The sequence below is a fragment of the Bacillus cereus group sp. MG4 genome (assembly GCF_040460055.1).
Lineage (GTDB): Bacteria > Bacillota > Bacilli > Bacillales > Bacillaceae_G > Bacillus_A > Bacillus_A wiedmannii.
Genome location: NZ_JARVGZ010000001.1, coordinates 2,930,673 through 2,943,396, shown reverse-complemented (window position 1 = coordinate 2,943,396; position 12,724 = coordinate 2,930,673). Strand labels below are relative to the sequence as shown.

Here is a 12,724-nt window from a genome sequence, read left to right as displayed (position 1 = left end):
CGTTCATGAGAGAAGCTGTCATTGTTGCGGGAGCAAGAACACCAATTGGAAAGGCAAAGAGGGGTTCATTAAAAACAGTTCGTCCTGACGATCTAGGGGCGTTAGTAGTAAAGGAAACATTAAAGCGTGCGAATTATGAAGGACCAATCGATGATTTAATTTTCGGTTGTGCAATGCCAGAAGCAGAGCAAGGGTTAAATATGGCTCGTAATATCGGCGGACTAGCAGGACTTTCTTACGATGTTCCAGCTATTACAATTAACCGTTACTGTTCTTCAGGGTTACAAAGTATTGCTTACGGAGCGGAGCGTATTATGCTTGGTCACTCGGAAGCTGTATTATCAGGCGGAGCGGAATCAATGAGTTTAGTTCCGATGATGGGACACGTTGTTCGTCCAAATAGTCGCCTTGTTGAAGCAGCTCCAGAATATTATATGGGTATGGGACATACAGCAGAGCAAGTTGCTGTGAAATATGGGATTTCTCGTGAAGAACAAGATGCATTTGCAGTAAGAAGTCATCAACGTGCTGCGAAAGCATTAGCTGCAGGGAACTTTGCTGATGAAACAGTATCTGTAGATGTAACGTTACGTACTGTTGGATCAAACAATAAACTGCAAGAAGAAACAATCATTTTCGCGCAAGACGAAGGTGTAAGAGCAGAAACGTCGCTAGATATTTTAGGTAAATTACGTCCAGCATTTAACGTTCGCGGTTCTGTAACAGCTGGTAACTCTTCACAAATGAGTGACGGTGCAGCATCTGTACTATTAATGGATCGTGAAAAAGCAGTGAGTGATGGCATGAAACCACTTGCGAAATTCCGTTCATTTGCAGTAGCTGGCGTACCACCAGAAGTAATGGGAATCGGTCCAATCGCTGCAATTCCAAAGGCTTTAAAATTAGCTGGTTTAGAGCTATCTGATATCGGCCTATTCGAACTAAATGAAGCATTTGCTTCTCAATCGATCCAAGTTATTCGTGAACTTGGTTTAGATGAAGAAAAAGTAAACGTAAACGGCGGTGCAATCGCACTTGGACACCCACTTGGCTGTACAGGAGCGAAACTAACACTATCTCTTATTCACGAAATGAAACGCCGCAATGAGCAATTCGGTATCGTAACAATGTGTATCGGCGGCGGAATGGGAGCAGCGGGAGTGTTTGAATTACTATAAAAAAGTGTAAGCGGCTCGTTCAGAATGTGAGGGGGATGGGGCTTCAGACGAAGAGGCGATTTTTGCCTCGCAGGAAGCAGCGAAGCCACCGACTGTTCTAGCCGCTGGAACTAGATTATATAAAAAGAATGGAAGCAACAAAGGTTTATAAAAAATAAAATTGAGAGCTAGCTTCTTTCACAAAAGAGAGAAGCGGCTTATGAAAATATGAAGGAGGAAATTTTCATGGAAAAAACAGTAGGAAATGCGGTTAAAGGCGGTAGCTTTTTAGTTGATGAGATTACGATTGATCAAGTGTTTACGCCAGAGGATTTTTCATCTGAGCATAAAATGATTGCAAAAACGACAGAGGACTTTATCGTAAATGAAGTTCTTCCAGAGCTTGAATATTTAGAGCAACACGAGTTTGATCGTTCTGTTCGTCTTTTAAAAGAAGCTGGGGAACTTGGTTTATTAGGCGCTGACGTACCAGAAGAGTACGGCGGAATTGGCCTTGATAAAGTAAGTTCAGCGTTAATCGCAGAGAAATTCTCGCGCGCTGGTGGTTTTGCAATTACTCACGGTGCTCACGTAGGTATCGGATCTTTACCAATCGTGTTATTCGGTAACGAAGAGCAAAAGAAAAAGTATTTACCATTACTTGCAACTGGTGAAAAATTAGCGGCATACGCATTAACAGAGCCAGGTTCAGGGTCTGATGCATTAGGTGCGAAAACAACTGCACGTTTAAATGCAGAAGGTACACATTACGTATTAAATGGTGAAAAACAATGGATTACAAACTCTGCATTCGCTGACGTATTTATCGTATACGCAAAAATTGATGGAGAGCACTTCTCAGCATTTATCGTAGAGAAAGAATATGCTGGCGTATCTACAAGCCCAGAAGAAAAGAAAATGGGTATTAAATGTTCTTCAACTCGTACGTTAATTTTAGAAGATGCATTAGTACCGAAAGAAAACTTACTTGGTGAAATCGGTAAAGGTCATATTATCGCGTTCAACATTTTAAATATCGGCCGTTATAAATTAGGTGTTGGTACAGTTGGATCTGCGAAACGTGCAGTAGAAATTTCAGCACAATATGCAAACCAACGTCAACAGTTCAAACAACCAATCGCTCGCTTCCCATTAATTCAAGAGAAACTTGCGAATATGGCAGCGAAAACATATGCAGCTGAAAGCTCTGTATACCGTACAGTAGGTTTATTCGAAAGCCGCATGAGCACATTATCTGAAGAGGAAGTAAAGGACGGTAAAGCAGTAGCAGCTTCTATCGCTGAATATGCAATCGAGTGTTCTTTAAATAAAGTATTCGGTTCTGAAGTACTAGATTATACAGTTGATGAAGGTGTTCAAATTCACGGTGGTTACGGATTTATGGCAGAGTATGAGATTGAAAGAATGTACCGCGATTCTCGTATTAACCGTATTTTCGAAGGAACGAACGAAATTAACCGCCTAATCGTACCAGGTACGTTCTTACGTAAAGCGATGAAAGGTGAATTACCACTTCTTCAAAAAGCACAAAAATTACAAGAAGAGTTAATGATGATGATGCCAGAAGAAGTAGGCGATGAGCCATTAGCACTTCAAAAATATTTAGTAACTAACGCGAAGAAAATCGGCTTAATGGTAGCTGGATTAGCTGCTCAAAAATACGGTAAAGCATTAGATAAAGAGCAAGAAATTCTTGTGAATATCGCTGACATCGTAAGCAACCTATACGCAATGGAGTCAGCTGTTCTTCGTACAGAAAAAGCAATTAAAACAACTGGTCTTGAAAAGAATAAACAAAAAGTGTTATACACTGAAGTATTCTGCCAAGAAGCATTCAACGAAATCGAAGCAGATGCGAAAGAAACACTTATTGCAGTTGAAAACGGCGACATGCTGCGCATGATGTTATCATCATTACGTAAATTAACTCGCCACACACCACTTAACGTAATTCCGAAGAAACGTGAAATCGCTGCGAAAATTTTAGAAGATGAGCGTTACACAGTTTAATAGCTGTAAAGAAAAGTAGTCGTATAAACGGCTACTTTTCTTTTTTTTTGTAAAAATGAAATTTTTAGTGACACAAAACTAATACCATTAGTATAATAAAACTAATGGTATTAGTTTTTGTGAAAAGGGAGATGGAAATATGAGAATGATACATGAAAAAACGGTATATCAATTGTCATTTTTGCCAAGAGTGTTTCCAGTGAATTGTTACTTTGTGGAGGAAGAAGATGGTTTAACTTTAATTGATGCAGCTTTGCCATATAGCGCAAAAGGTATTTTACAGGCGGCTGAGAAAATAGGAAAACCAATTACTAAGATTGTATTAACACATGCGCATGATGATCACATCGGTGCATTAGACGCATTAAAGGAAGTACTTCCTCATGTTCCAGTCTATATTTCTAAGCGGGACGCAAAGCTGTTAGAAGGAGATACGACGTTACAAAAGGATGAACCGAATATACCGATAAAAGGCGGTGTACCTAAAAAGGTAAAAACGGTACCTGATGTTTTATTGGAAGATGGCGACCGAGTTGGATCGCTTCTTGCGATTATGACACCGGGACATACGCCAGGCTCCATGTCGTTCCTTGATGTACGAAATAAAGCTCTTATTGTCGGGGATGCCTTCCAAACAAGAGGAGGTATGGCTGTTTCGGGACAAATGAAATTTTGGTTTCCGTTTCCTGCAATGGCAACGTGGAGCAAAGAAATATCGTTACAAAGTGCAGAGAAGCTAAGCAAATATGAGCCTTCCTTACTTGCGGCAGGACATGGGAAAATGATAAAAGATCCAGGTGCTATCATAGAGCTTGCTATTAAGGAAGCTAAGCGGAATATGGAAAGTAGGAAAGAGGGTTAATTGATGTCACCGAGAATCGGACTTACATTACCGAAAATTGTAGAAACAGCGGCAGAAATTGCAGATACAAATGGAATACAAGAAGTAACGTTAGCTTCATTAGCGCAAACATTAGGGGTACGTTCACCCTCGCTATACAATCATGTAAAAGGTTTACAAGATGTACGGAAAAATCTTGGCATTTACGGAATCAAACAGCTGCATAACAGACTGGAAGAAGCGGCCGAGGGTAAACGGATGGATGAAGCAGTTCATGCTTTAGGAGAAGCGTATGTAGCATTTGTCCGCAAACATCCTGGACTATATGAAGCAACTTTTTTACGAGATGAAGAAGTAAGAAAAGCTGGTGACGGGATTGTAAAGCTTTGTCTGCAGGTTTTACAGCAATACGGCTTAGAAGGAGAGAATGCACTTCATGCGACACGTGGATTCAGAAGTATTTGTCATGGATTTGCGTCGATTGAACAGCAGGGCGGATTTGGTTTGCCATTAGATTTAGATACAAGTTTACATGTATTATTGGAAACGTTTATTAAAGGGTTACATGTAATGCTAAAGTGAATAGGAAGCGAGACAACTCGAAACCTTAGAATCGCTTCTAAGGTTTTTTAGTGCATATGATTTCAAAAGGACGGTAGGTGGGAGGATTAAAGTTTAACTTTATTTGTGTTAAAAATAGTTTACATGATGTTAAAAATAAATTACAATGAAAATATAGAAAATAATGTAAAATAAGGAGAGGTTATGAAACAGAGTGGGAATTTACAAAATAATCTCGTTGTACTTAGAGCAGAAAAACGCTGGTCACAAACAGATTTAGCGAACAAAGCTGGGGTAAGTAGACAAACGATTGCCTCAATTGAAGCGAATCGTTACAATCCATCTTTAATTTTAGCTTTTGAAATTGCGCATATTTTAGGTAAGGAGTTTCATGAAGTTTTTCAATATAAGATAGAGGGGGAAACGGAATGAGTATTGTAATAGGGATCATAATCTCAGTAGCAGGACTAATAGGTGTTTTATATTCAACACGTTTTCAGAAGAATGAAGGGGAAGATGAAAGAGGCGAGCATATTACAGGGAATGCAGCTAAAATTTCATTATTTGTATTTTTATTTCTATATTTAGTTATCTTTTTAATCGGGAATCAATATTCATTGACAGGCGAACAGTATAAATTAGCAAATGCATTTTTATTAGCTGGAGTACTTTGTTCGTATGCTTTAACTATTGTAGTTTTGAAAAGAAGATATTAACGGGAAAAGAGTCTCTAATGGTTTAGAGGCTCTTTTTTTGTTAAATGATATTATTTTGCAGGTTTGAAAAATGTGTATATGGCTAAGGAAAGGCAAATGAAAATAAATGCAATAGGATCTTGATAGGGACTAGGCTCAGAGCCCTTCTGGATTTCTGTAAGGAAGTCATGTGTTTTCATGTTTATTTCTCCTTTAATTAATAAGTTTTATATGATGCGAGGGTTATGGTGGATAGATAAGAAATTTTTGAAATTTCATCTAATAATTATTCTATAGTAATCTAATTCCAAAAACTATATAATACAAAGCTTTCATGATATGTAAAATTGCATATTATTCTTTTGAAAAAAATGTTATATTATCTATATATTTGTATTAATGGGTTTTTATAAGGCAATGAAAACAAATGGAGGAATAGTATGAGAAAAACAGTATTAGATGCGTATAATGCAGAAAGAGAAGTAGATAACATAACATATAAAAATCTAGTTGTAACGATTGCAAGCATTCTAGGGTTCTCACTCTTAGGCGGATTATTCCTTGCTTTAGCCCTTGGAATTTTTGGAGAAGAGGTATTACTTGCTAATTTAGAGGGATATTATTTACTTCTATTTGATGCAGCTGTTGTTACTATTGTTTTATTTGCTTATAAACCAATGCTTCATTTTATTAAGAACATATGGGATGTATCTGTTTTAAAAAATGGAAAAACCTACTTGTATTTATTAATAGGTTTTATCATCATTGCATTAACTCAGTATGTAATGTTAGAGTTGTTTAGCTTTGAAAGTGCAGAGCAGCAACGAGATCAATTAGGGAGCTTAGGACTTCAAAATAGTCTACAAAGTATTATATATGTGTTAAGTGTTGCTATAATTACACCAATTAAAGAAGAAATTTTATATAGAGGTATTTTGTATCGATTTTTTGAAAAGAAATATAGTTTTCTAGTTGGTATCATTATTTCTTCCTTCATCTTTGGGATTCTTCATGGTGGTTTTCCGGTTACGGCAATGATTATGGGGATTGTATTTGCTATGTTATATAAGAAAACACAATCTATTGTACCTAGCATCATTTTACATATTGTATGGAACCTACTTGTGAGTATAAGTATGATTGTTTCTTTATAAAATATTTAGCATAAAAGATGAATGGCCTAGCTATTCATCTTTTATTTTGTTTATATGTGGGAAAAGTTGATGAATACAATCCAAAAAGAACCAAATACTAATGATGAATGAACAAAGAAAGGCGGGTATGTTATATGCAAAATTTAACAGAGCTTGAAGTAGAAAACTTACGCCATTTAATTGGTGGACATGCAACAATTATTAACAAGTTGGAGCAGTATGCACAGACGTGTACAGATCCACAACTGAAACAAATGTTACAAAAGGATGCGCAAGATGCACGAAATACGAAACAGCAATTAATGACTTTCCTAGGATAGGAGGAAGCGGAAAATGAATGAAAAAGATATGGTAAATGATTATTTAGCAGGGTTAAATGCAAGTTTAACAAGTTATGCAAATTATATTGCTCAGTCTGATAATGAACAGTTACACCAAACATTAATTCAAATTCGTAATCAAGATGAGATGCGTCAACGTAATATGTATGAATACGCAAAGCAAAAGAGTTATTACAAGCCAGCAGCACCTGCAAACCCAATGATTGTACAGCAATTAAAAGGCCAATTAAGTGCGGAATAATGGGATGAAAAAACGAGCGAATGAAGTCGCTCGTTTTTTTTTGTTTTGGGCATGTCAATAAATATATAATAAATATTTTTCCAGTTGTAACAAATATGACGAAGATGTAATATAACAATTCACAAAAAGGACAAAGGTTTGCTCAATATTTCACAAAGTATCCATGGTTTCTATCGTGGGAATCTCTATAATTAGGAGTGTAAAGAACAAAAGAAATAGATTATATGATCAATTAGGAGAGATTGCCATGAAACGAAATACAAGAAAAATTGCAATTATCGGTACTGGATTAGTTGGTTCAAGTTGTGCATATTCCATTGTCAATCAAGGCATTTGTGAAGAACTATTATTAATTGATATAAATCATGAACGTGCAGTTGGGGAAGCGATGGATTTATCACACTGCATTAACTTTACAAATACACGAACAAAAGTATATGCAGGAAGCTATGAAGACTGCAAAGATATGGACATCGTTATTATTACAGCAGGACCAGCACCAAAACCTGGACAAAGTCGCTTAGACACTTTAGGAGCGAGTGCAAAGATTATGGAAAGTGTTGTTGGTGGCGTAATGGAAAGTGGATTTGATGGTATTTTCTTAATCGCATCGAACCCAGTTGATATTATTACATATGAAGTGTGGAAATTATCTGGATTACCTAGAAATCGCGTAATCGGTACAGGTACATCATTAGATTCTTCTCGCTTAAGAACAATTTTATCTGAAATGTTACATGTAGATCCTCGTAGCATTCATGGGTATTCATTAGGAGAACATGGCGATTCTCAAATGGTTGCTTGGTCACATGTATCTGTTGGAGGAAAACCAATTCTACAAATTTTAGAAGAGAAAAAAGACCAATTTGGTGAAATAGATTTAGATGAAATTGTTGAGAAGACTGCAAAAGCTGGATGGGAAATTTATAAACGAAAAGGTACTACTTATTACGGAATCGGAAACTCTTTAGCGTATATTGCGAGTTCAATCTTTAACGATGATCACCGTGTAATTGCTGTATCAGCTATTTTAGATGGTGAGTACGGTGAATATGATATTTGTACAGGAGTACCAGCTATTATTACTAGAGACGGTATAAGAGAAATTGTAGAGCTAAATTTAACAGAGGATGAAGAATCTCGATTCGCAAAATCAAACGATATTTTACGTGATTATATGAAAACAATTGGTTACTAACTTATAGGAGAAGGTGAAACAAATGAAGGAATATATAATGTCTCGTGTATTTAAAGCATCAGCTGGAATTGCACAAGGTATTTTCGTATCCCTCGGAATTGGTTTACTAATCGAAAATATAGGAAGAATTGTTGATATTCCGTTGCTTATTACAATCGGAGTTGTTGCAAAATCACTTATGGCACCAGCCATTGGTGCCGGAATTGCCTTTATGCTCGGTGCAAATGGTCTTGTAATCTTCTCGGCTATGGTAGCTGGAGCGATTGGTGCTGGATCCATTTTAATTACTGCAGCAGGTCTAATTATTAAAACAGGTGAGCCAATCGGTGCATTATTAACAGCGACTTTAGCTGTATATATTGGTAAACGTTTAAGTGGAAAAACTGCGTTAGATATGATGCTCGTTCCATTTGCAGCAATATTAGGTTCTGGTTTAGTTGGTATTTGGTTATCTCATAATATTACTCCTGTGTTAAATACAGTTGGAGCGTTTATTAAAGATAGCTCAGCTGGTAGCCCGTTCATCGCTTCTATTGTTATTGCAGTCGTTTGGGGACTATTACTTATCTCTCCAGCTTCATCAGCTGCGTTAGCGATCGCACTTAGCTTAGACGGTGTTGCAGGTGGTGCTGCTCTTGCAGGCTGCGTTGCTCAGTTTATCGGATTCTCTGTAATCTCAGCGAAAGAAAATAATTTAGGCGGCATATTAGCTCAAGCGCTTTGTACTCCGAAAGTACAGTTGCCAAATATCACTAAAAATCCAATGATTCTCGTCCCAACTGTCGTCGCCAGTGCTATAGTTGGTCCAGTATCTGCATTAATTTTCCAACTAGAAGCAGGAAAAGAAATTGCAGGTCTTGGATTAAGTTCTCTTATCGCACCAATTAATTTAATTTCTAGCGAAGGATGGGAAGTTGTCCCAGCGATGGTAATCACTTATATCATCATTCCAGTAGCTGTTTCTTATATACTTTACATTGCTCTTAAAAAAGCAGGTCGTATTCACTCTGGTGATATGACTGTACCGCAATCTTAAATTGAAAATCTCCTTTTATATAGAGAAAAGCAGACTGGGAGCCACAGTCTGCTTTTTACATTTTGTGATTTTGTTTTACTGGAACACGTACAGTTTCTTTTGCTAATAAAAGCTGAACGCCGAAGTAAAGTATGCTTGCAAGCGTCATTCCAGAAATGGCGTCTACAAAAGCATGTTGCTTCGTAAATAGCGTTGATAAAATAATAAGCGTACCGAAGAAGGTAAGAATGTAATATTCAAAAGCATGTTGTTCTCTACGTTTAAAGGCAGCTAGCATAATGACAAATGTAGTAAGAACGTGAATGCTAGGGAAACAGTTTACCGGTTGATCGATACTATAAATATAGCGGACTAGTTCGGAAAATACGTCTGATCCAACGACTGTTGGACGTGGTACAGTTGTCTGCCAAAAATAATAAATAGAAAAACAAGCAAGTTTTCCAAAAATTATACTACTTAAAGTGACATAATATTGTTTTCGATCCGCAAAGCAATAATAAATAAGTGCGCCGTATAAGTAAGGAAACCAAAGTAAATAAGGAACAATAAATGCTTTCACAAATGGAATCCAATCATCTACTACAGTTGTGACATCTACTGCGTGTACAGTAGATTTATTTAATACATCGTAAAGGGGACTTACGAGTACGAGTAGAAGTATATAACTTAACGGAAGAAAAGATGAAAGTTTAAATTTCTTCATGATAATCTCCTATGTTTAGTAATGTAAGTAAATTCAATTGATTATAATATAGAAACGTCATTTGAGCTATCGATTTTACTTACATTTTCTTGAATTCACCTTACGTTTTTGTCACTTGACTTAAAAGAAGGGGAGGGTGCTATATGAAGCGTTTATCGTATTTCTTATTTTTTATATTGATATGCCTAGTGAGTGTTGGGTGTGCAAAGGATAAAGAAGGAGAGAAATTAGAATATAACGGAAGAGCACTCGTAATTGGAGTTATTGGAGAAAAGCCGAAAGATACGTTTAGGAATATAAAGTTTGAGGAAATGAAGTTAGAGGAAATGGAAAAGAAATCTAAGGAAGTGGATGGTTTTTTAATAATGAAAGATCACTTTCAAGAAGCCTCAACAGAGCAATATAAAAATGTATTTTCATCGCTAAAGAAACCAGTATTTTTTATCGGTTTGCAAGATAAATCATATGCGATTTTTATTACAAAAGGGATAGAGTATAACAGTGCACGAAAAGATGTAAACGCTATGTATACGCAAGGGTTTGCAAATATCGGAAGTGGTGAAGGACAACAATGGGCGGTCGGTTTATCTAATGGCGGAAATACAGAAGAAAGTATTCATAATATGTATATTGTCGTATTTCAAACCATCGCAGATTATTTGAATAGATGATGAAGGAGCCTGTAAATTAGGCTTCTTATTTTTTTAAAATAAATGTTTGTTTAAGATGTATGTTCGGTAGGAAGAAACCGATGTAGTTCAAGGGTTAGCAAAGAAAAATAGGGAATTAATCAAACGTTTGTTTAAGATGTATGTTCGGTAGGAAGAAACCGATGTAGTTCAAGGGTTAGCAAAGAAAAATAGGGAATTAATCAAACGTTTGTTTAAGATGTATGTTCGGTAGGAAGAAATCGCTGCAGCTCAAGAGCTAACAAAGAAAAATAGGGAGTTAATCAAACGTTTGTTTAAAATATATGTTCGGCGAGGGATGAGAGAAGAATCTAAAAAAATTATATATTTATTTTTTTCTTAACAAATGGCGGGAAAATAAGGAAAATTCGCAGGATTATTAAAATTTATCACGAAATAAGTAAAAGTTTAGCGAATAATCGTTTGAAATAATAAAACGTTTTCTATATGATAAAGGTAAAGGTTAGTAAAAAAGTAGGTGAATTTATGACAGTAACATTTTATTCATATCCAAAGTGTGGCACATGTCAAAAAGCAAAGAAATGGTTTGAGGCAAACGATGTAGCATATGAGATGATTCATATTGTTGAAAATCCACCATCAAAAGAAGATTTACGTAATTTACATGAAAAAAGTGAATTACCATTAAAAAAATTCTTTAATACAAGTGGAATGCGTTACCGCGAACTTGGTCTGAAAGATAAGTTAAAGGATGCAAGTGAAGACGAAATGTACGAACTTTTAGCATCTGATGGCATGTTGATTAAACGTCCAATCGTAACAAATGGAACGAATGTAACACTTGGTTTTAACGAAGAGCAGTTTGAAAGTGTGTGGAAAAAGTACCAATAAGGTATTTTTACATAATTAATACATTCACTGGAGGTACAGTCATGAGCATTCCAAATAATTTACGTTACTCTGAAGAACACGAATGGGTAAAAACTGAAGGTAATGAAGTTGTTATCGGTATTACTCACTTTGCACAAGGTGAGCTAGGCGATATCGTATTCGTTGAACTTCCTGAAGTAGGTGCAACAATCGAAGCTGACGAGCCATTCGGAAGCGTAGAATCTGTTAAAACAGTTTCTGAGTTATACGCACCTGTAAGTGGTAAAGTTGTAGCAGTAAACGAAGAATTAAGTGACCAACCAGAACTTGTTAACGAATCTCCATACGAGGGTGCATGGATGGTTAAAGTTGAACTTTCTGATGCAAGCCAAGTTGAGAAGTTATTAACTGCAGAAAAATATGCAGAAATGACAAACCAAGACTAATTATAGTCGACTAAAGGACAGCCTTTGTGCTGTCCTTTTTTATTTTGTGTTACATAATACATTTAAAATCGAGTGCAAATGAATAAGCTATTATGGGAATGAATGTTTTTCGGTAAGGTTTCATGGGGCTTCGTAATCTGAACGAGCCGGTTCCGCTTTTCATTGTCCAGCTCCACCTCCTATCCCTTCATGTCTAAGAACCTTCCGCACGAGAAGACAAAAAGCGTCTTCTGTACGAAAGAACCTTAGCCAACAGGGCTAAACAGTCGGTCATTTCACTCCTGAACTTGAGGCAAAAAGCGCCTCTAGTTCAGGAGTTCCAATGCCCTCTTGTTCTAAGCAAACCGCTTCTGCTTTTCTTTTGCAAAAATAAACAGGAAACAACATGAAAATAACGAATATACTATATACTAAGTTAAAGGTTGTATAGTATATGGTGATCGGGTGATGACATATGATTTATGTAGAAAAAGTCATTATTGTAGAAGGTAAATCAGATAGAAGAAAGATTGAATCTATTATTCGTGAACCAGTGGAAATTGTTTGTACAAATGGTACAATTGGTTTATCGAAAATGGATGAGCTCATTGATCAGTTTTTTGATAAGGAAGTGTATGTACTAGTGGATGCTGATGATGCTGGAGAAAAGTTAAGGAAGCAATTTCGAAAAGAATTTCCGCAAGCAGAGCATATTTATATTGATCGCTCGTACCGAGAAGTGGCAACTGCGCCATCTTCACACTTAGCAAATGTATTATGGGGAGCTGACATTGACGTTTATACAGAATATTTACGGTAAG

At 36.5% G+C, this 12,724-nt stretch carries 16 protein-coding genes; 15 read left to right on the top strand and 1 reads right to left on the bottom strand.

The window, feature by feature from the left end; genetic code table 11:
* Positions 1-5 precede the first annotated feature (5 nt).
* From QCI41_RS15670 to QCI41_RS15620, 11 genes are all read left to right on the top strand, one after another.
* A complete protein-coding gene (locus tag QCI41_RS15670) occupies positions 6-1,178 on the top strand; it encodes an acetyl-CoA C-acetyltransferase (protein WP_001206339.1) in 1,173 nt (390 codons plus the stop codon).
* 225 nt (positions 1,179-1,403) lie between these two features.
* Entirely contained in the window at positions 1,404-3,188 is a 1,785-nt protein-coding gene (locus QCI41_RS15665; RefSeq protein WP_000416287.1) for an acyl-CoA dehydrogenase family protein, read from the top strand.
* A 139-nt stretch (positions 3,189-3,327) separates the two neighbouring features.
* On the top strand, positions 3,328-4,050 hold the full coding sequence (locus QCI41_RS15660; protein ID WP_353837141.1) for an MBL fold metallo-hydrolase: 723 nt from the start codon (positions 3,328-3,330) through the stop codon (positions 4,048-4,050).
* 3 nt (positions 4,051-4,053) lie between these two features.
* Entirely contained in the window at positions 4,054-4,611 is a 558-nt protein-coding gene (locus tag QCI41_RS15655; protein WP_353837142.1) for a TetR/AcrR family transcriptional regulator, read from the top strand.
* Positions 4,612-4,794: 183 nt separating this feature from the next.
* On the top strand, positions 4,795-5,022 hold the full coding sequence (locus QCI41_RS15650) for a helix-turn-helix transcriptional regulator (protein ID WP_000813830.1): 228 nt from the start codon (positions 4,795-4,797) through the stop codon (positions 5,020-5,022).
* Positions 5,019-5,306 (top strand): DUF2178 domain-containing protein, encoded by a 288-nt coding sequence (locus QCI41_RS15645; RefSeq protein ID WP_353837143.1) that lies wholly within the window; start codon positions 5,019-5,021, stop codon positions 5,304-5,306. The genes QCI41_RS15650 and QCI41_RS15645 overlap by 4 nt, the downstream gene beginning before the upstream one ends.
* Before the next feature lie 419 nt (positions 5,307-5,725).
* A complete protein-coding gene (locus tag QCI41_RS15640; protein ID WP_353837144.1) occupies positions 5,726-6,439 on the top strand; it encodes a CPBP family intramembrane glutamic endopeptidase in 714 nt (237 codons plus the stop codon).
* A gap of 134 nt (positions 6,440-6,573) precedes the next feature.
* The gene (locus QCI41_RS15635) at positions 6,574-6,759 is read left to right on the top strand and encodes a hypothetical protein (protein ID WP_001180555.1); all 186 of its coding nucleotides are present in this window, start codon (positions 6,574-6,576) and stop codon (positions 6,757-6,759) included.
* Between the two features lie 13 nt (positions 6,760-6,772).
* Entirely contained in the window at positions 6,773-7,021 is a 249-nt protein-coding gene (locus QCI41_RS15630) for a spore coat protein (protein ID WP_001002985.1), read from the top strand.
* Between the two features lie 247 nt (positions 7,022-7,268).
* Positions 7,269-8,219, top strand: coding sequence for an L-lactate dehydrogenase (locus tag QCI41_RS15625; protein ID WP_033662524.1), 951 nt, complete (start codon positions 7,269-7,271; stop codon positions 8,217-8,219).
* A 22-nt stretch (positions 8,220-8,241) separates the two neighbouring features.
* Positions 8,242-9,255 (top strand): PTS sugar transporter subunit IIC, encoded by a 1,014-nt coding sequence (locus QCI41_RS15620; RefSeq protein WP_353837145.1) that lies wholly within the window; start codon positions 8,242-8,244, stop codon positions 9,253-9,255.
* 55 nt (positions 9,256-9,310) lie between these two features.
* Here QCI41_RS15620 and QCI41_RS15615 read toward each other — a convergent pair whose 3' ends face one another.
* Complete coding sequence (locus QCI41_RS15615) at positions 9,311-9,958, bottom strand: phosphatase PAP2 family protein (protein WP_088080798.1); 648 nt, start codon at positions 9,956-9,958, stop codon at positions 9,311-9,313.
* Between the two features lie 143 nt (positions 9,959-10,101).
* Here QCI41_RS15615 and QCI41_RS15610 point away from each other — a divergent pair, with 143 nt between their 5' ends.
* From QCI41_RS15610 to QCI41_RS15595, 4 genes are all read left to right on the top strand, one after another.
* On the top strand, positions 10,102-10,629 hold the full coding sequence (locus QCI41_RS15610) for a hypothetical protein (protein ID WP_353837146.1): 528 nt from the start codon (positions 10,102-10,104) through the stop codon (positions 10,627-10,629).
* Positions 10,630-11,133: 504 nt separating this feature from the next.
* On the top strand, positions 11,134-11,499 hold the full coding sequence (locus QCI41_RS15605) for an arsenate reductase family protein (protein WP_000218969.1): 366 nt from the start codon (positions 11,134-11,136) through the stop codon (positions 11,497-11,499).
* Between the two features lie 41 nt (positions 11,500-11,540).
* A complete protein-coding gene (gene gcvH, locus QCI41_RS15600; RefSeq protein WP_000026896.1) occupies positions 11,541-11,924 on the top strand; it encodes a glycine cleavage system protein GcvH in 384 nt (127 codons plus the stop codon).
* 454 nt (positions 11,925-12,378) lie between these two features.
* The gene (locus QCI41_RS15595) at positions 12,379-12,723 is read left to right on the top strand and encodes a toprim domain-containing protein (protein ID WP_000640866.1); all 345 of its coding nucleotides are present in this window, start codon (positions 12,379-12,381) and stop codon (positions 12,721-12,723) included.
* Position 12,724 lies beyond the last annotated feature (1 nt).